The following is an 18,592-nucleotide window of genomic DNA, read 5'->3' as shown; positions in this document are numbered from 1 at the left end:
CTCAACGTGCGACAGGAAAGACGGAAAAAAGCGAAGCCTAGTCGACAGCCACTGGATGGAGAGGTTAGGCATCAAAGTACCGCCGGCTGATGGATGACCAAAGGCAGCGATGGCAGTGAGTTTGAGCCTGGCAGAGTGCGCATTAGGCGCTCAACCTCTGCGACCTCAGATGCCTCTTTCACAAGAACTGCTTCGACGTCGCCGAGTGGGAGCGGCAGTCGCCTTCCCGTTGCGCGCTGACCTGAGTGAAAACCATGATGGCCGGGGATGCGCCACTCAAGCTCCGCGAGGTTTGACCGCTGCTCCATGCACGCCAATAGATCGAGGATCGGCGGGAAGGAGTGGTGGGAGAATACCGGTTCTCCATCTTGGCCCAGCAGTACGGTCGAGGCCATGAATGTCGCAATTACGCGGTACAACCGACGGGAAAGTTCGGAGTTTTCACCAACATACAGCACTCGGTCGCCTCCATTCCGCTCGAGCCAGCTTCTTGAGACGACAACTCCATACCGGCCGAACGTGAATTGTTGGAACCAGAGCTGTCGTCCTTCCGGAATCTCCGTGAAACAGATCATGGGAATCTTGCCGCGCATTGAGCCGATGCCGCTCATCAGCGTTTCTCTCCGGCCCTCCGACAAAGACTGCCACGGTTTGCCCAGCGCTGCGAGCCGCTGCTTGAGCAATACGGTGACCCCAGCCGAGAGCTCCTCCCACTCAGCTGTCGATGAGGCCGGCACGTAAGCGGCCTCGTGATCGGTGAACATCAGTCCCTCTGACAACGCCAACCGAAGGAACTCGAGTTCGCGCATGGAGTGGAGGAATCGGAGCGTCGGCAGCATGGGTGGTTTGGGGTTGCGCGTGTTTCGAAAACGAGAGTGCATTGGCGCTACAGCTATTGGCCGATGGCCGGGATCCAAGTCCATCTGTCGAACGATGGCTGACCGCGCGCTCTGCCGATCTCACTTCAGTTCGAATCCGATGGCTTCTTGAACTTCGGGGTCAGAAAGATAGTCGTCAACGGCCAAGAAGCTTTTGCCGAGCTCGTTCAACGACAGAATCAATACGTAGGTTTCGGTCTCACCGTTGTCTGAGACTGGGACAAGGCCTGTTGGCGGCTCGTACCACTCGTCGAATTCTTGGTCGTAGAACGCTTCCCCGGTTTCCGCGTCATAGCGAGAGTAGCACTCCGCCTCGTAACGTCCCTGTGCCCCCTCCTCATGTTCTTCGCCGTCCACGGTGAAGTCAGCCCATGGAAAAAAGTGCTGGAGCATGCCTTTGACCCCAACTCCGGGGGCGTAAAGAGTAGGCCAAGTCTCCCTCTCTTCGTCGGCGTAGATCGTCACCTGATAGCGCGGGAGTGACTTGTTTACCCAATGGTCGAAGGTCACACGAACTTCCCAACCTTCCGCGATAAGGTCCATCCAACGACGATCAATGCGCAACCTGTTCATGCGCCGGACGTACAGCTCTGGCTGGGTGAGCGACTCTAGTTCATGAAGCCACTTTTTTGGATTGGCAAGCATGTCAATCTTTGGAACTTCAATCTTCCACAGCTTGCCGGTCTTCATGACGGTGTCACGGGTCACCTCGCGACAGTAGGCCGATTTCGTCTCGGGGTTGTAAATTACAAGGACCACGGGCATTGAGTGATCAACCCAGTAGGCGACGTGCTTATCGTCGATCCTAAAAACGAAAGAGTCGTTGGTCTCCTCGGTAAAGAAGCTTGTGCCACTCTTGATCTGCAAGGCGACAAGCTTTCCAGTGGGTCGCTCCTTATTCACGACCTCAATGTGCGCATCGATCCCATAGTCATGAGTGGTTTGCTCTCGGAACAACCAACCGTGCTGCGAAAAGAAATGGTCTAGTGCTGAAACGCCGAGACGCTCGGTTTTTGGTGCAGCCATGAAGTCCTCCCAGCTGTCGTTGAAGTGGTGGCTATTGCGCGACTTCGGCAGGCCACCTGAGTCTTGTCCCAGACGAGCGATGCAACATGTGCTTCCGGTCTCATTGAACCGCCGGGTGATCGTCACCCAACCATACAGCGCGCTTCCCCATGCGGCGATAAGTGGCCGACGCATGCGAAGCTAGCCTTCTGGCCGATCGCGGCAGTCTAGCCCTCACCGCGCCAGTAGCGAGGAGGCGATCTAGCGGTATCGAGGACGAACGACTGCTAGGTGGCCTGGAGCGGACAGGTGGCGAGGTGGCTCCACAGACTGCAATCGCTGCAACTGAGACACCCAACCGCACGGCAACACCGTCCGCGTCGGCCCCACCTACCTGCTCAGCAGCCCTTCAACCGACAAATCCAGCGCCGCCGCAAGCCGCGCCAGCGTTTGCAGCGATGGGTTGCGCGCCTGGCGTTCGATGTGCGCGATGACGGGTCTGCTGACACCGGATTGTTGAGCCAGGGCTTCCTGGGTCATCTGCCGCTCTTTCCTCGCCGATTGGAGGTTCGATGCCAGAACCTGCTCGATCGAGGTCGCGCCGGCTTGCCGGGCCATAGGCCGTTTCCCCAGCAGCGAACCCGTGGTGACGCCAAGGGCCCGCGCCAGCTTGTCCACCGTGCCCAATGAAACGTTGACCTTGCCCATCTCCAGCAGTTGAAGCATGCGTCGGCTCACATGCGCTTGGTCCGCCAGCGCGCTGGACGTCCAGTTGCTCTCCGCTCGAAGCGCGCGCAGGTTGGCCGCCAACCGGGCAAGGCAGGGCAGAAGTTCGGGTGCTGGTTCAGACACCAAAAAAGGTTGGCACCGAACACGGTGGGATTGCTAATTAGAGGCACATTTTTGTGTTCGAATTTTTGGGAGCCCACCCGTGTTCATCACCGCCCCCGGCCTCTTCCAGTACCTCCACCCGTCCCAGGTCGCCCCGCGCCAGACGCATTGGCCCGCCGTCACGCTCGCGCTGGAGCGGCCCTGGTACCTGCTGGTGCACGACGTGTGCTGCCACGGCCAGCGGCGGTCGCAGACCACGCTGGTGGGTTGGGACGCGAGCCTGCTGGATCTGCTGGCCCAGATGCCCGCGGCGGACTTGAGCGGCATTGCGCGCCTTGCACCGCGGCGCGGCGCCGGCCCGCGCTGGGCCCTGGACTGGATGGGCGCGCTGTGGGCGCCCGCGCCGGGCGAATCGCCCGCCGTGGGCCCGCTGCTGTTTCAGCGGGGCCGCGATCCGCAGTTGCGCACCACCGATGGTTGGCCCGTGGGCGATGCCCCGGGCCGGCGCTTGCTGTTTGAGGCGCCTTAGCCCTTGGCAACCGGGTGCTGGGCCATCAGCTCCAGCGCCTGCACCAGCGCCGAGTGGTCCAGCTCGGCCAGGCCGTTGGCGGCGCAGGCCTGCATCAGCTGCGCCGCACCCGCCGTCTGCGGCAGCGCCACGCCCAGTTCACGCGCGCCCTGCAGCGCCAGCCCCAGGTCCTTCTGGTGCAGCTTGATGCGAAAGCCCGGGTTGAAGCTGCGCTTGATCATGCGCTCGCCATGCACTTCCAGGATGCGGCTGGATGCGAAGCCGCCCATGAGGGCCTGGCGCACCTTGGCCGGGTCGGCGCCGGCCTTGCTCGCGAACACCAGGGCCTCGCTCACGGCCGCGATGTTCAGCGCCACGATGATCTGGTTGGCCACCTTGGTGGTCTGGCCGTCGCCGTTGCCGCCCACGAGCGTGATGTTCTTGCCCATCAGCTCCAGCAGGGGCTTCACGCGGTGGAACACGGCTTCGTCGCCGCCGCACATGATGGTGAGCGACGCGGCCTTGGCGCCCACTTCGCCGCCCGACACGGGCGCGTCGATGTAGTCGGCGCCGAGCGCGTTGATGCGCTGCGCGAAGGCCTTGGTGGCCATGGGCGAGATGGAGCTCATGTCCACCACCACCTTGCGCGCGCCGCCCGCGCCTTGCAGGCCTTCGGCCACGCCGCCGGGGCCGAACAGCACGGCTTCCACGTCGGGCGTGTCGGGCACCATGGTGAAGACCACCTCGGCCTCGCGCGCCACGGCGGCCGCGTTCTCGGCGCGCACGCCGCCCGCGGCGGTGATGGCCTCGGGCACGCTGCGGCGCGTGTGCACAAAGAGCTGGTGGCCCGCGTTGGCAAGGTGCAGCGCCATGGGCGTGCCCATGATGCCGAGGCCGATGAATCCGAGTTTCATGCTGCTAAGGGGAGTTGGGGGTTGGGTGGTCAGGCGCGAACGCCCGCGCGCATGGTGTTCACCACCTGCTGCGCGCCCGCGGCCATCAGGCGCGCGTCGGAGCTGATGGTGACGAACTGGAAGCCCATGGCGATGCGCTTGAGCGCGGCCTCGGGCGTGCCGTTGTGGCAGCCGGCCACCACGCCGTGCGCCTTGGCGCGGTTGAGGATGTGCTGCACCGCCTCGGCGGCCTTGGGGTCGAGGTCGTCGAAGGCGGGCTTGCAGCCGAGCGCGAGCGAGAGGTCCGAGGGGCCGATGTAGATCGCGTCGAGGCCCGGCGTGGCCAGGATGTCGTCGAGGTTCTCGAGCGCCTGCGCGGTCTCGATCATGGCGAAGGCCACGATGGTGTCGTTGGCGTGCTGCGGGTAGTCGGCGCCGCCGTAGAGCAGGGCGCGCACCGGGCCGAAGCTGCGCGTGCCTTGCGGCGCGTAGTGCGTGTAGGCCACGAGCTTCTCGGCGTCGGCCCGCGTGTTCACCATGGGGCAGATCACGCCGTAGGCGCCCGCGTCGAGCGTTTTCATGATGATGCCGGGCTCGAGCCAGGGCACGCGCACCACGGGCACGGTGTTGGTGGTGGAGATGGCCTGCAGCATGGGCACCATGCCCGCGTAGTCCACCACGCCGTGCTGCAGGTCGATGGTGAGCGAGTCCCAGCCCTGGTGGGCCATGGTTTCGGCGGAGAAGCTGTTGGCAATGGCCAGCCAGCCGTTGATCACGGCGCCGCCCTGGGCCCAGATCTCGCGCAGTCGGTTCGGTCTCATGTGTTCGTGTGGGGTGAAGGGATCGGGTTCAGCGGACCATGCAGGGGCGCTTCGGGTCAAAGCGCCAGTTGGGGATCAGGCACTGCATGGCGATCGCGTCGTCGCGCGCGCCCAGGCCGTGTTGCTGGTACAGGCGGTTGGCCTTTTCCACCTCGGCCATGTCGAGCGTCACGCCCAGTCCGGGCTTGCGGGGCACTTGCACATGGCCGTTCACGATCTGCAGCGGTTCCTGGGTCAGGCGCTGCCCATCCTGCCATATCCAGTGGGTGTCGATGGCGGTGACCTTGCCCGGCGCCGCCGCGCCCACGTGGGTGAACATGGCCAGCGACACGTCGAAGTGGTTGTTGGAGTGCGAGCCCCAGGTCAGGCCCCAGTCGCGGCAGGTCTGGGCCACGCGCACGCTGCCGGCCATGGTCCAGAAGTGCGGGTCGGCCAGGGGAATGTCCACGCTTTGCAGCGCGAGCGCGTGGCTCAGTTGGCGCCAGTCGGTGGCGACCATGTTGGTGGCCGTGGGCAGGCCGGTGGCGCGGCGGAACTCGGCCATCACCTCGCGGCCCGAAAAGCCGTCTTCGGCGCCGCAGGGGTCTTCGGCATAGGCCACCACGCCGCGCATGCGCTGGCCCAGGCGAATCGCGTCTTTCAGCAGCCAGCCGCCGTTGGGGTCGAGCGTCACGCGCGCGTCGGGAAAGCGCTCGTGCAGCGCGATCACGGCGTCGACCTCCTCGTCGCCGCGCAGCACGCCGCCCTTGAGCTTGAAGTCGTTGAAGCCGTAGCGCTCGCGCGCGGCTTCGGCCAGGCGCACGATGGCCTCGGGCGTCATGGCTTTCTCGTGGCGCAGGCGGCACCAGGCGTCGGCGCCGTCGGGCTCGCTCGCCGGGTCGGTGTACGGCAGGTCGGTCAGCGTGCGGTCGCCCACGAAGAACAGGTAGCCCAGCATCTCCACCGATTCGCGCTGCTGGCCTTCGCCGAGCAGCGCGGCCACCGGCACGTTCAGGTGCTGGCCCAGCAGATCGAGCAGCGCCGATTCCACGGCCGTCACGGCGTGGATGGTGGTGCGCAGGTCGAAGGTCTGCAGGCCGCGGCCGCCGCGGTCGCGGTCAGCGAAGCGGGCCTGCATGTCGCGCAGCACGCGCTGGTGGTCGCCGATGGCGCGGCCCACCACCAGCTCGCGCGCGTCTTCCAGGGTCTGGCGGATCTTCTCGCCCCCGGGCACCTCGCCCACGCCGGTGCGGCCGGCGCTGTCGCGCAGGATCAGCAGGTTGCGCGTGAAGAAGGGCGCGTGCGCCCCGCTCAGGTTGAGCAGCATGCCGTCGCGGCCCGCGACGGGAATGGCAATGAGCTCGGTGATGCGGGGCGTGGCGCCGACGGGGACGGGGTTCAGCATTGAAGGCTCGGTCGGAAAAGCTCAGTCGGCTTTGATGTTGCGGCTCTCGATCAGCTTCTTCCAGCGCGCGAATTCCGCGGCCTGGAAAGCGGTGAACTGCTCGGGCGTGTTGGCCACGATCTCGAAGCCGAGTTCGAGCAGCTTGGGCTTGATCGCGGGGTCGTTGAGCGCGTCCTTGATGGCGGCCTGCAGCTTGGCTTTGAGGTCGGCCGGAATGCCCTTGGGCGCGGCCACGGCCTGCCACGAGTAGACGTTGGCGTCCTTGATGCCGAGCTCTTCGAGCGTGGGCACGTTGGGCAGCAGCGGCGAGCGCGTGGCGCTGGTGATGGAGAGCGCGCGCAGCTTGCCGGCCTGGATCTGCGGCATGGCGGTGTTGATGTTCATGAACGAGGAGTCGACCTGGTTGCCCAGCAGGTCGGTCATCACGGGGCCGCCGCCCTTGTAGGGCACGTGGATGCCGCTGGTGCCGGTCTGCTGCCAGTAGAGCTCGGCGGTGAGGTGGTCGCTGCTGCCGTTGCCCGACGACGCGAAGGTCATCTTGCCGGGGTTGGCTTTTTGCCAGGCGATCACGTCGGCCATGGTCTTGTGCGGCGAGGCGGCGGGCACCACGAGCACGTTGGGGGCCTGCACGGCCACGGTGATGTAGTCGAAGTCCTTGGTGGCGTCGTAGGTGACCTTGGTGAGGTGCGGCGCGATCACGTAGGGGCCGAGCGAGGACACGAACAGCGTGTGGCCGTCGGGGGCCGAGCGCACCACCTGGGCCGCACCGATGGTGCCGGTGGCGCCGGGCTTGTTGTCCACCACGAAGGTGCCGCCGAACTTCTCGGCCAGCTTGGGCTGCAGCGTGCGCGCGATCAGGTCGGTGGAGCCGCCGGGCGGGAAGGGCACCACGAGGGTGACGGTCTTGGTGGGCCAGGCCATGGCCGAGGTCAGGGTCATGGCGGTGCCCAGCGCGAGCAGCAGCTTCTTCATGGTTTGTCTCCGTGTAGGGGTCTGAAGGGCCTTGAAATGGTACCGGTACCAAATCAAAACGTCGGGCATGGTACCGGTACCAATCCGGGGCGTCAACCGGGCATCTCCCGAGGCCGGGGCCTCAGGTGGTCTCGCGTTCGACGATGGAAAAGCCCATGTCGCGCACGGGCTGCTCCACAGGGCGGCCCTCGGCGCGGTCGATGAGCCAGCGCGCGGCCAGGCGGCCGATCTCGGCGCCGTTGATGCGCACCGTGCTCAGGCCGGGCGCCATGTCGGCGGCGAAGGGCACGTCGCCGAAGCCCATGAGCGCGATGCGGCCGGGCACATCGAGGCCGCGCACGCGCGCCTCGGTGGCCACGCCGAGCGCGAGCAGGTCGGAGCTGCAGAACACGGCGTCGGTGTCGGGCGCGGTGTCGAGCAGGCGGCCCAGGGCTTCGCGGCCGCTGCGCAGCGAGCGCGAGGCGCCCACGTTCACCACCGCCACCGGGCCGTGGCCGGCGCGCTCCACCGCATCGATGAAGGCGGCGGCGCGGCGCTCGGCGCGCTCGTCGTCGGCGCGGATCAGCGCCAGCCGCCGCCGCCCCTTGGCCAGCAGGAAGCGCGCGACCTCGCGGCCGATGTCGGCGTGCGAGAAGCCCACCAGCATGTCCACCGGCGTGGGCGTGAGGTCCCAGGTTTCCACCACCGGAATGCCCGAGGCCAGCAGCCGCGTGCGGCCCGGGCTGGGGCCGAGGATGCCGGTGAGCAGGATGCCGTCGGGCCGGCGGCCCACGATGGCTTCGAGCAGGGCCTCTTCGCGCTCGGGCGAGTAGTCGGACTGGCCCAGCATGAGCTGGTAGCCGGCGCCGAACAGGGTGTCGTTGAGGGCCTCGATGGTGGGCATGAACACCGACATCACGGTGCTCGGCACCACCGCGGCGATCAGCCGGCTGCGCGACGAGGCCAGGCCGCCGGCCAGGCGGTTGGGCACGTAGCCGGTTTTCTGGACCACCTCTAGCACCTTCTGGCGCACGTCGGGCGAGACCTGGGCGGGCGTGTTGAGCACGCGCGAGACCGTGATGGGCGCGACGCCCGCGAGCCGGGCCACGTCGCGCACGGTGATGGCGCCGCTGCCGCGGCGGGCACGCCGGTTGTTGTCGGAGTCTTTCATTTGCGGCGTAGAATGGTACCGGTACCAAGCGCCTTGCGTAAGCCCCCGGCCAGGGGGCCGGACCGCCGAAGGCGCGCCGCATCATAGGAGACGCCGAATGGCCGAAACCCTTGCGCCGGTGGCCGCCCGCGCGCCGCTGACCATCCGCATGCATCCCGAGGACAACGTGGCCATCGTGGCCAACGACGGCGGCCTGCCCGCGGGCACGGCGCTGCCCGGCGGGCCGGTGCTGGTGGAGAAGGTGCCGCAGGGCCACAAGGTGGCGCTGGTGGCGCTGCCGCGCGGCGCGGCGGTGCTGCGCTACGGCGTGCCCATCGGCTTCGCGCTGGAGGACATCGCCGCGGGCGCCTGGGTGCACGAGCGCCGGCTGCAGATGCCCGAGGCGCGCGGCCTCGACGACCTGCCCATGGCCACGCTGCAGCGCGGGCCGCTGCCGCCGCTGGAAGGCTTCACCTTCGAGGGCTACCGCAACCCCGACGGCTCGGTGGGCACGCGCAACATCCTGGCCATCACGCAGACGGTGCAGTGCGTGGCCGGCGTCACCGACTTCGCGGTGCAGCGCATCAAGGCCGAGCTGCTGCCGCGGTACCCGAATGTGGACGACGTGGTCGCCCTCGAACACGGCTACGGTTGCGGCGTGGCCATCGACGCGCCCGACGCGGTGATCCCCATCCGCACGCTGCGCCACATCAGCCAGAACCCCAACTTCGGTGGCGAGGTGATGGTGGTGAGCCTGGGCTGCGAGAAGCTGCAGCCCGAGCGGCTGCTGCCGCCGGGCAGCATCCCCATTGCCGACCAACGGGTTGAGCCCGACGCTCTGGACGTCGTCTGTTTGCAGGACGATGCGCACGTCGGTTTCATGTCCATGGTGGACTCGATCGTGCGTCAGGCGGAGGTGCATTTGAAGCGCCTGAACGCGCGCCGCCGCGAGACCGTGCCCGCGAGCGAGCTCGTGGTGGGCGTGCAGTGCGGTGGCAGCGACGCCTTCAGCGGCGTCACCGCGAACCCGGCGGTGGGCTTCTGCACCGACCTGCTGGTGCGCGCGGGCGCGAGCGTGATGTTCTCGGAAACCACCGAGGTGCGCGACGGCATCGCCCAGCTCACCGCGCGCGCCACCACGCCCGAGGTGGCGCAGGCCATGGTGCGCGAGATGGCCTGGTACGACGACTACCTGAAACGCGGCAGCGTGGACCGCAGCGCCAACACCACGCCGGGCAACAAGAAGGGCGGGCTCTCCAACATCGTTGAAAAGGCCATGGGCTCGATCGTGAAATCGGGCAGCGCGCCGATCGCCAATGTGCTCTCACCGGGCGAGAAGCTCAGGGCCCGCGGCCTGACCTACGCGGCCACGCCCGCGAGCGATTTCATCTGCGGCACGCTGCAACTGGCCGCGGGCATGAACCTGCACGTGTTCACCACCGGCCGCGGCACGCCCTATGGCCTGGCCGCGGTGCCGGTGATCAAGGTGGCCACGCGCACCGAGCTCGCGCGGCGCTGGCACGATCTGATGGACATCAACGCCGGCACCATCGCCGACGGCGAGGCCACGATCGAAGACGTGGGCTGGCAGCTGTTCCGCTACATGCTCGACGTGGCCAGCGGCCGCCAGAAAACCTGGGCCGAACGCTGGAAGCTGCACAACCAGCTGGTGCTGTTCAACCCCGCGCCGGTCACCTGAGGGCGCGCAGGCGGAACATGCTCACCGCCTCGGCCAGCCGCGCCGACTGCTCGCGCAGGCTGCCCGCGGCCGCGGCCGATTCTTCGACCAGCGCGGCGTTCTGCTGCGTCATGCTTTCGAGCTGCACCACCGCGTCGTTGACGTGGCCGATGCCCGTGCTTTGCTCGGCCGACGCGGTGGAGATCTCGCCGATGATGTCGGTCACGCCGCGCACGCTGCCCAGGATGTCCTGCATGGTGGTGCCCGCATGGCCCACGAGCTGGCTGCCGGTTTCGACGCGGCTGACGCTGTTGCCGATCAGCACCTTGATCTCCTTGGCCGCTTCGGCGCTGCGCTGCGCGAGGTTGCGCACCTCGCCGGCCACCACCGCGAAGCCGCGGCCCTGCTCGCCCGCGCGCGCGGCTTCCACCGCGGCGTTGAGCGCGAGGATGTTGGTCTGGAACGCGATGCCGTCGATGGTGCCGATGATGTCGCCGATCTTGCGGCTGGCGGCGTGGATGTCTTCCATGGTGGTCACCACCTGCTGCACCACCTCGCCGCCGCGGCGCGCCACCTCGGAGGCCGAGCGCGCCATTTCGTCGGCCTTGGTCGCCGCGCTGCTCGACTGGCGCACCGCCCCGGTGAGCTGGTCCATGGCGCTGGCGGTTTCCTGCAGGTTGCCCACGGTCTGCTCGGTGCGCTGGCTCAGGTCGATGCTGCCCTGGGCGATCTCGCTCGACGCGTTGGCGATCGAGTCGGTGCTGGCGCGCACCGTGGCGATGGCGTCTTCGATGCGGCCCAGCACCTCGAGCATGCGGGCGGCGGCCGGCGCGGGGCGCTCGAGCTGCGCGGCGCCGAAGTCGATCGCGCCATCGGGCGTGACCAGGCGGGTGGCGATGTCGGAGAGCTGTTCGTTGGCCGCGAAGTCGGCGCGCGAGCGCGCGGCCAGCATCATGAGGATGGCGGCTTCGCCCACCACGTAGGCGGCGTGCTCGACCACGATCAGCAGGCTGGGCTCGGTGAAGCAGATCGGTCCCCAGCCCCATTGCTGCAGGTAGTTGAAGCTCAGGTGGTGCACCGCGATGGTGGCCGCGCCGGCCAGCACCGGCAGCCAGTGGCGGTAGACGGTGGTCACGGCCAGGAAAGCGAAGACCGCAAAGTGCGCCTCGGTGTGGCCGCGGGCCACGTGGATGGCCAGCGCCACCATGGCCATGCCGATCGCGGGCAGGCCGATGCGGCTGCCCAGGCCGCCCTGCGAGACCAGGGCCACGCCGGTGGCCGCGCCGAGCAGCAGCGCGCCCACCCCAAGCGCCAGACCCAGCCCGTCGTAGACGATGCCGTAGGCGGCCGCGGCGGCGGCCACCACGCCGATGGCGATCAGGATCAGGGTGTCGTTCGGGTCGAGGCGGGAGGGCATGGTGGGGCGCAATCGGTGAGGGGCGGCGGCCGCCCAGGGGGTTCGCGGCCCTTTGAGGCCGTGGTTCGATTTCGGCCTTCTGCACCGGCGACTTGAGGCCGTCGGGCGGCTGCCCGACGGCGCCTTGATCTGGATCAAACGCGCGGCGCGAGCCCCCCGCGGGCGCCGCGCTGCCCTCAGCGGGTCATGGGCTCTTCGAGGGTTTCGAGCGAGCGCAGCTGGCCGCCGCCGCTCACCGAGCCCGACACCTGGCCTTCGCCGCGCACCATGCGCTCGCAGATGGCGCGTTGCTCGGTGTCCTTGTGCACGGTGCAGCGCTGCAGCGCGTTCTGCTGCAGTTGTTCGGCCGAGGGCGCGGGTGCGCGGCCCTGGCGCTGCGCCTGCTGGCGCGCCGCGCCCAGGTCGCGCAGGCAGCTCTTGCGCGCGTCGGCGTCGGTCATGGCGGCGCAGGCCGCGCGTTCCTGGCGGTAGGTGGTGTCGGCACTGGCGCCGCGTTTTGCCGGGGTGGTGTCGGCGGCCCAGGCGGGCAGCGTGAGGGCGATGGCCGCGGCCGCGATCAGGTGGCGGGTGACCAGGGTCTTGCGAAGGTTCATGGCGTGTCCTCTCATGGCAGGGCGGCGCCGCTGCGCCGCCGGGTGTCATGCCATGCTAGGCCGGCCCGGGGGCCGGTCCTGTAGGACCGGTCCGACCCGCGTGTCGGTGTTCAGCCCCGGCCTTCGCGCTCGAGCGCCCGGGCCATGGACTTGCCCAGCTCCACGCCCCATTGGTCGAAGGCGTTGATGCGCCAGATCGCGGCCTGCGTGAACACCTTGTGCTCGTGGAGCGCGATCAGCGCGCCCAGGCGCTCGGGGTCGAGCCGGTCGAGCCAGAGGATGTGGCTGGGCACGTTGCCCGGGAATTCGCGGTGCGGCGCCAGGGCCTGTGCGGTGGCGGCGTCGGCGCCGTCTTTCAGCAGCTGCGCCTCGGTCTCGGCGCGCGTGCGGCCGAGCGCGAGGGCCTGGGCCTGCGCGCGCAGGTTCACATTCACCACGCCGTGGTGCGTGGCGGCCTGCGGCAGCGGCGTGTCTTCGCTCTGCACGCCGATGAAATCCACCGGCACCTGGTGGCGGCCCTGGTGCAGCAGCTGGAAGTAGGCGTGCTGGCCGTCGATGCCCAGGCCGCCCCAGACGATGGGGCCGGTGTCGACCGTGGCCTCGCTGCCGTCGAGGTGCACACGCTTGCCGTTGGACTCCATGTCCATCTGCTGCACGAAGGGCACGAAGCGCACCAGCCGCGAGGCGTAGCTCACGATGAGCTGGGTGGGCCGCTGCAGGAAGTTGCGGTTCCAGATGCCGTGCAGCGCGAGCCGCACCGGCAGGTTCTGCGCCAGCGGCGCGTGGCGGAAGTGCTCGTCCATGGCACGGCCGCCCGCGAGCAAGCGTTTGAAGGCCGCACCGCCGATGCCCAGCGCCAGCGGCAGGCCCAGCGCCGACCACAGCGAGTAGCGACCGCCCACCCAGTCCCAGAACAGAAAGGTGTGCTCGGCGGGGTAGCCGAGTTCGGCGGCCTTGGCCGGCGAGGCGGTGATGGCCACGAGGTGCCGGGCGATCGCGTCGGCGGGCACGCCTTGGTCGGTGAGCCACTGGCGCGCGCTCGCGGCGTTGGTGAGCGTTTCCTGCGTGGTGAAGGTCTTGCTCGACACGATCAGCAGCGTGCGTTTCGCATCGAGCCCGCGCAGCACGCTGTAGAGCGCCCAGGCGTCGGGGTTGGACACGTAGTGCACGCGCGGCGTGGGGCCGGCCAGGTGGGCCAGCGCGTCGGCGGCCATGCGCGGGCCGAGGTCGGAGCCGCCGATGCCGATGTTGACCACGTCGGTGAAGGCCTCGCCCGAGGCGCTGCGCACGATGCCTTCGCGCACCTCGTCGGCGAAGCGGCAGACGCGGTCGAGCTCGCGCTGCACCAGGGCCTGCACCTCGAGGCCCCAGGGGCCGCCCGCGGCGTCGCCGCGCAGGGCCACGTGCAGCACGGGGCGCTGTTCGGTGGTGTTGATGGGGTCGCCGCGGAACATGGCCTCGCGCTGGCCCGCGAGGTCGCTCTGCGCCGCGAGCTGCAGCAGCGCCTGCTCGATCTCGCTGCCGATGGCCTGGCGGCTGGCATCGAGCGTGATGCCCGCGGCCGACCAGGTGAGGCGTTCGGCGCGGTCGGGCTCGGTGAGGCGCTCGCGCAGCGGCACCTGCTGCTCGCTCGCGAGCGCGGCCAGGTGCTGCCAGGCGGGCAGGGTGACGGGCAGGGGCCAGGGGGTGGGCGGGGTCTGCGGCATGGGGCTCATTGTCCGCGAGCGATGGCGGCCGCCTCGCGCGCCAGCGCCGTGATGCGCGGCCAGTCGCCGGCTTGCAGCGCGTCGGCCGGCGTGAGCCACGAGCCGCCGGCCATGGCCACGTTGGGCAGGGCCAGCACCTCGCGCAGGTTGTCGGGGCCCACGCCGCCCGTGGGGCAGAAGCGCACGTCGGGCAGCGGCGCGCCCAGCGCCTTGAGCATGGCGATGCCGCCGGCCTGCTGCGCCGGGAAGAGCTTCATGAGCGTGAAGCCGTGGTCGCGCGCGCGCATGACCTCGCCGGGCGTCATCACGCCCGGGATGAAGGGCAGGCCGGTGGCGCGCATGGCGTCGACCAGCGCGTCGGTGCAGCCGGGCGAGAGCGCAAAGCGCGCGCCCGCGTCGATGATGCGCGGCACGTCGCTGGCGCGCGTGACCGTGCCCGCGCCCAGGTGCATCTCGGGCACGGCCTTGGCCACCGCCTCGATGGCGTCGAGCGCGGCGTCCGAGCGCAGGGTGATCTCCATCACGTCGATGCCGCCTTCGAGCAGCGCGTGCGCGAGCGGCACCGCGTGCTGCGGGTCGTTGAGCACGATGACGGGAACCACGCGCGAGCGAAAGCGCGGGTGCTGGAGGTGGGCGGGGGTGTTGGGGTTGGTGGAGGTGTCGGTCATCTCGGGGTCTCCGGGCATCAGCCGAACAGCGGCGAAGCGCCTTGTTCGGCGCCGCTCACCTGGGCGCGGAACAGGCCGAACAGCTCGCGGCCGCTGCCGTGGCGGTGGGCGTCGAGCTCGGGCACCGCAGCGCTGCGCGCGGCGAGGGTGGCTTCGTCCACCTCGAGCTGCAGCACGCCGCGCTCGGCGTCGAGCGTGATCATGTCGCCGTCGCGCACGCGCGCGATCGGGCCGTCGGCCAGCGCCTCGGGCGTGACGTGGATGGCCGCGGGCACCTTGCCCGAGGCGCCGGACATGCGGCCGTCGGTGACCAGCGCCACCTTGAAGCCCTTGTCCTGCAGCACCGCCAGCGGCGGCGTGAGCTTGTGCAGCTCGGGCATGCCGTTGGCGCGCGGGCCCTGGTAGCGCACCACGGCGATCAGGTCTTTGTCGAGCTCGCCGGCCTGGAATTTGGCGAGCAGTTCCTGCTGGTCGTGCACCACCACGGCGGGCGCGCGCACCACGCGGTGCTGCGGCTTCACGGCCGAGACCTTGATGACGCTGCGGCCCAGGTTGCCCGTGAGCAGGCGCAGGCCGCCGTCGGCGCTGAAGGGCTCGCTCACCGGACGCAGCACCTGGGTGTCGGCGCTGCGCTCGGCGATCGGCCGCCAGGCCAGGCGCTCGCCGTCGAGCCAGGGCTCGAAGGCGTAGGCGTCCAGGCCCGGGCCCATCACGGTGTTCACGTCGGCGTGCAGCAGGCCGGCGGTGCGCAGCTCGCGCATGAGAAAGCCCAGGCCGCCCGCGGCGTGGAAGTGGTTCACGTCGGCGCTGCCGTTGGGGTACACGCGCGCCAGCAGCGGCACCACGGCCGAGAGCTCGGCGAAGTCGTCCCAGTCGATCAGGATGCCCGCGGCGCGCGCCATGGCCACCAGGTGCAGCGTGTGGTTGGTGGAGCCGCCGGTGGCGTGCAGGCCCACGATGCCGTTGACGATGGCGCGCTCGTCGATGATGTGCGCCAGCGGCAGGTAGGGCTGGCCGGTGCGGCCGCTGTTGGCCACGGCGCGTTCCACCGCGGCCTTGGTGAGCGCCTCGCGCAGCGGCGTGCCCGGGTTCACGAACGAGCTGCCCGGCAGGTGCAGGCCCATGATCTCCATGAGCATCTGGTTGCTGTTGGCGGTGCCATAGAAGGTGCAGGTGCCGGGGCTGTGATAGGCCTGCGCCTCGCTCTCCAGCAGCGCCTCGCGGCCCACCAGGCCTTGGGCGAACTGCTGGCGCACCTTGGCCTTGTCGTCGTTCGACAGGCCCGAGGTCATGGGGCCGGCGGGCACGAACACGGTGGAGAGGTGGCCGAACTGCAGCGCGCCCATGAACAGGCCGGGCACGATCTTGTCGCACACGCCCAGCATGAGCGCGGCGTCGAACACGTTGTGCGAGAGCGCCACCGCGGTGGCCAGCGCGATGGTGTCGCGCGAGAACAGCGAGAGCTCCATGCCGGCCTCGCCCTGGGTGATGCCGTCGCACATGGCGGGCACGCCGCCGGCCACCTGGGCGCTCGCGCCGATCTGCTGCGCGTGCCAGCGGATCAGGCTGGGGTAGGACTCGAACGGCTGGTGGGCCGAGAGCATGTCGTTGTAGGCGGTGACGATGCCGATGTGCGGCGCGCGCTCGGCATGGATGCGCAGCTTGTCTTCTTTGGGCAGCGCGGCCGTGGTGTGGGCCATGTTGGCGCAGCCCAGGCCGGCGCGCTGCGTGCCGCGCGTGCGCTGCGCGGCCATGTGGTCGAGGTAGGCGCGGCGCGTGGGCGCGCTGCGTTCGGTGATGCGGCGCGTGACGCGCTCGAGGACGGGGTTCAGCGGGTTCATGGCGGTGGGTTGTTCAGGCCAGCCAGACGTGGACCGGCGTGTGGTGCTGGTGCAGCAGGTGCGAGACCGGCAGCGCTTCGTCTTGCGCCAGCCGGGCCTGCTGGAACACGCGCAGCTTGGTGGGGCCGATCAGGGGCAAGACCAGTTCCCGCGTGGCGAGCAGCGCGGGCAGGGTGAGGGTGAGGCGCGCGTGCGGCGCGGTGGCGGGGCGCGTCCAGGCCACGGGGCCGCTGGCGTGCAGCGCGTGGGCCAGGCCGTCGGCGCCGGGAAAGAGCGAGGCGGTGTGGCCGTCTTCGCCCATGCCGAGCACGGCGAGGTCCCAGGGCCAGGGCTGGTGGGCCAGGCGCGCGTTCGCGCCGTCGGCCAGGCGCTGCAGGGTGGCGTCGGCGGGGTCGAAGGCCGCGGGCAGGGCGTCGAACCAGGGCACGAACGTGGCCGCGGCGGCCGGGCCTTGCAGCAGGTGGGTGCGCACGAGCGCGGTGTTGCTGTCGGCGTGCCCGGGCGGCACGCAGCGCTCGTCGACCAGGGTGATGCGCACGCGCGGCCAGTCGAGCGCTTGTGTGCGCAGCGCTTCGAACAGCGGCACCGGCGACTTGCCACCCGACACCGCGAGCACCGCGTGGCCGCGCGCGGCGATGGCCGCGCGCAGCCGCTCGGCGATCCACGCGGCCAGGCCGTGCGCGAGCGCGGCCGGCGAGGCGCAGGGGTGCAGGCGCGAGGGCTCGTTCACGTTTCTTCCGACCAGCTCGTGTCTTCGCGCGCCATCAGCGCCGACGAGGCCGCGGGCCCCCAGCTGCCGGCCGCATAGGGCCGGGGCTTCTCGGCCAGCGCCTGCCAGCCCGCGAGAATGGGCTCGGCCCAGGCCCAGGCGGCCTCGAGCTCGTCGCGGCGCATGAAGTGGGTGAGGCGGCCCTTGATGACGTCGATCAGCAGCCGCTCGTAGGCCTCGGCGCGGCGGCCGGTCATGGCCGATTGCAGGTCGAGGTCGAGCGAGACGGGCCGCAGCTTCATGCCGCTGCCGGGCTGCTTGGCCATCATCTGCAGGTGCACGTGCTCTTCGGGCTGCAGGCGGATCAGCAGGCGGTTGACGGGCTGGCGCGGCGTGTCGGGAAACAGCGAGTAGGGCAGGGGCGCGAACTCGATGACGATCTCGCTGCGGCGCTCGGCCATGCGCTTGCCGGTGCGCAGGAAAAAGGGCACGTTGGCCCAGCGCCAGTTGTTGATGTGGGCGCGCAGCGCCACGAAGGTTTCGGTCTCGCTGCCGGCGGGCACGTTGGCCTCCTGCAGGTAGCCCACGGCGCGTTCGCCGTCCACGTTGCCCGCGGTGTACTGGCCGCGCACGGTGTCGCGCGCCACATCGGCCACGCCCATGGGGCGCAGCGAGCGCAGCACCTTGAGCTTTTCGTCGCGCACGGCGTCGGGGTCGAGCGAGACCGGCGGCTCCATGGCCACGATGCACAGCAGCTGCAGCAGGTGGTTCTGCACCATGTCGCGCAGCGCCCCGGTGCCGTCGTAGAAGCCGGCGCGGCTGCCAACGCCCACCGACTCGGCCACGGTGATCTGCACGCTCTTGATGCTGGGGCTGCGCCACAGCGGCTCGAAGATGGCGTTGCCGAAGCGCAGCACCATGAGGTTCTGCACCGTCTCCTTGCCCAGGTAGTGGTCGATGCGGAAGGTCTGGGCCTCGGTGAAGTACCTGGCCACCTCGTCGTTGATGGCGCGCGCCGAGGCGAGGTCGTGGCCCAGGGGTTTTTCGAGCACCACGCGCGATTGCGGGTTGACCAGCCCCGCGCCGTGCAGGTGGGCGCAGATGGTGGTGAACAGGGTGGGCGCGGTGGCGAGGTAGAACACGCGGTCGGCGCCGGGCCGCAGCGTGTGGGCGAGCGCGGCGAAGTCGTCGGCGCGCGTGGCGTCCAGGCCCACGTACACGAGGCGCTGAATGAAGCCGGCCCAGGCGGTGGCGTCGAACTCGGCGGCGGCGATGAAGCCGCGCACCTGCGCGTCGATGAAGGCCGTGAACGCCGCGCGGTCCCAGGCCTGGCGCCCCAGCGCCACGATGCGCGTGTCGTCGGGCAGGGTCTTGTGCAGGTGCGCCATGTAGAGCGCGGGCAGCAGCTTGCGCACCGAGAGATCGCCGGCGCCACCGAAGATGACGAGGTCGAGGGCGGGGGCGCTCGGGCTGGGGGCGGGGGTCTCCATGGCGTGAGGCTTGTTTTGGGTTACACGGTGGGGTGATGGTAATGTAATAAAGTTACCTGTGAGTTACGG

17 protein-coding genes are annotated in these 18,592 nt (G+C 69.5%); 2 read left to right on the top strand and 15 right to left on the bottom strand.

Annotated elements, in window-relative coordinates:
• Positions 1–71: 71 nt before the first annotated feature.
• From G9Q37_RS10340 to G9Q37_RS10330, 3 genes are all read right to left on the bottom strand, one after another.
• Positions 72–839: an abortive infection system antitoxin AbiGi family protein gene (locus G9Q37_RS10340; protein WP_166227115.1), complete on the bottom strand. Its 768-nt coding sequence runs from the start codon at positions 837–839 to the stop codon at positions 72–74.
• Between the two features lie 120 nt (positions 840–959).
• The gene (locus G9Q37_RS10335) at positions 960–2,078 is read right to left on the bottom strand and encodes a DUF4365 domain-containing protein (RefSeq protein WP_205710747.1); all 1,119 of its coding nucleotides are present in this window, start codon (positions 2,076–2,078) and stop codon (positions 960–962) included.
• Between the two features lie 195 nt (positions 2,079–2,273).
• The gene (locus G9Q37_RS10330) at positions 2,274–2,693 is read right to left on the bottom strand and encodes a helix-turn-helix transcriptional regulator (RefSeq protein WP_240936593.1); all 420 of its coding nucleotides are present in this window, start codon (positions 2,691–2,693) and stop codon (positions 2,274–2,276) included.
• Between the two features lie 121 nt (positions 2,694–2,814).
• Between G9Q37_RS10330 and G9Q37_RS10325 the strand changes: the two genes are divergently transcribed.
• Positions 2,815–3,243, top strand: coding sequence for a hypothetical protein (locus G9Q37_RS10325; RefSeq protein WP_166227114.1), 429 nt, complete (start codon positions 2,815–2,817; stop codon positions 3,241–3,243).
• Here the strand turns inward: G9Q37_RS10325 and G9Q37_RS10320 are convergent.
• The 5 genes from G9Q37_RS10320 to G9Q37_RS10300 form a co-directional block, all read right to left on the bottom strand.
• Positions 3,240–4,136, bottom strand: a complete 897-nt coding sequence (locus G9Q37_RS10320; RefSeq protein ID WP_166227113.1) for a 2-hydroxy-3-oxopropionate reductase — start codon at positions 4,134–4,136, stop codon at positions 3,240–3,242. The genes G9Q37_RS10325 and G9Q37_RS10320 overlap by 4 nt on opposite strands.
• A gap of 29 nt (positions 4,137–4,165) precedes the next feature.
• Positions 4,166–4,936, bottom strand: coding sequence for an HpcH/HpaI aldolase family protein (locus tag G9Q37_RS10315; RefSeq protein WP_166227112.1), 771 nt, complete (start codon positions 4,934–4,936; stop codon positions 4,166–4,168).
• Positions 4,937–4,964: 28 nt separating this feature from the next.
• Complete coding sequence (gudD, locus tag G9Q37_RS10310; RefSeq protein ID WP_166227111.1) at positions 4,965–6,320, bottom strand: glucarate dehydratase; 1,356 nt, start codon at positions 6,318–6,320, stop codon at positions 4,965–4,967.
• 21 nt (positions 6,321–6,341) lie between these two features.
• Positions 6,342–7,292, bottom strand: coding sequence for a Bug family tripartite tricarboxylate transporter substrate binding protein (locus G9Q37_RS10305; RefSeq protein WP_166227110.1), 951 nt, complete (start codon positions 7,290–7,292; stop codon positions 6,342–6,344).
• 121 nt (positions 7,293–7,413) lie between these two features.
• The gene (locus G9Q37_RS10300) at positions 7,414–8,442 is read right to left on the bottom strand and encodes a LacI family DNA-binding transcriptional regulator (protein WP_166227109.1); all 1,029 of its coding nucleotides are present in this window, start codon (positions 8,440–8,442) and stop codon (positions 7,414–7,416) included.
• A gap of 97 nt (positions 8,443–8,539) precedes the next feature.
• Here G9Q37_RS10300 and garD point away from each other — a divergent pair, with 97 nt between their 5' ends.
• Positions 8,540–10,120 carry a galactarate dehydratase gene (garD, locus tag G9Q37_RS10295; RefSeq protein ID WP_205710746.1) on the top strand — a complete coding sequence of 527 codons (1,581 nt, stop codon included), beginning with the start codon at positions 8,540–8,542 and terminating at the stop codon, positions 10,118–10,120.
• On the opposite strand, the gene G9Q37_RS21935 is transcribed toward garD, so the two are convergent.
• From G9Q37_RS21935 to zwf, 7 genes are all read right to left on the bottom strand, one after another.
• A complete protein-coding gene (locus G9Q37_RS21935; protein ID WP_166227108.1) occupies positions 10,113–11,516 on the bottom strand; it encodes a methyl-accepting chemotaxis protein in 1,404 nt (467 codons plus the stop codon). The two genes, garD and G9Q37_RS21935, sit on opposite strands and share 8 nt — an antisense overlap.
• A gap of 176 nt (positions 11,517–11,692) precedes the next feature.
• Positions 11,693–12,109 carry a hypothetical protein gene (locus G9Q37_RS10285; RefSeq protein WP_166227107.1) on the bottom strand — a complete coding sequence of 139 codons (417 nt, stop codon included), beginning with the start codon at positions 12,107–12,109 and terminating at the stop codon, positions 11,693–11,695.
• A gap of 110 nt (positions 12,110–12,219) precedes the next feature.
• On the bottom strand, positions 12,220–13,815 hold the full coding sequence (pgi, locus tag G9Q37_RS10280; protein ID WP_166227106.1) for a glucose-6-phosphate isomerase: 1,596 nt from the start codon (positions 13,813–13,815) through the stop codon (positions 12,220–12,222).
• A gap of 5 nt (positions 13,816–13,820) precedes the next feature.
• Positions 13,821–14,483 carry a bifunctional 4-hydroxy-2-oxoglutarate aldolase/2-dehydro-3-deoxy-phosphogluconate aldolase gene (gene eda / locus G9Q37_RS10275; RefSeq protein WP_166227105.1) on the bottom strand — a complete coding sequence of 221 codons (663 nt, stop codon included), beginning with the start codon at positions 14,481–14,483 and terminating at the stop codon, positions 13,821–13,823.
• A gap of 17 nt (positions 14,484–14,500) precedes the next feature.
• The gene (gene edd, locus G9Q37_RS10270) at positions 14,501–16,324 is read right to left on the bottom strand and encodes a phosphogluconate dehydratase (RefSeq protein WP_166227104.1); all 1,824 of its coding nucleotides are present in this window, start codon (positions 16,322–16,324) and stop codon (positions 14,501–14,503) included.
• A gap of 13 nt (positions 16,325–16,337) precedes the next feature.
• Positions 16,338–17,054, bottom strand: a complete 717-nt coding sequence (gene pgl, locus G9Q37_RS10265) for a 6-phosphogluconolactonase (protein ID WP_240936591.1) — start codon at positions 17,052–17,054, stop codon at positions 16,338–16,340.
• Positions 17,051–18,523, bottom strand: a complete 1,473-nt coding sequence (zwf, locus tag G9Q37_RS10260) for a glucose-6-phosphate dehydrogenase (protein WP_166227103.1) — start codon at positions 18,521–18,523, stop codon at positions 17,051–17,053. The genes pgl and zwf overlap by 4 nt, the downstream gene beginning before the upstream one ends.
• Positions 18,524–18,592: the final 69 nt, after the last annotated feature.

The organism is Hydrogenophaga crocea (assembly GCF_011388215.1).
GTDB lineage: Bacteria > Pseudomonadota > Gammaproteobacteria > Burkholderiales > Burkholderiaceae_C > Hydrogenophaga > Hydrogenophaga crocea.
This window is presented reverse-complemented; position numbering and strand designations above follow the sequence as displayed.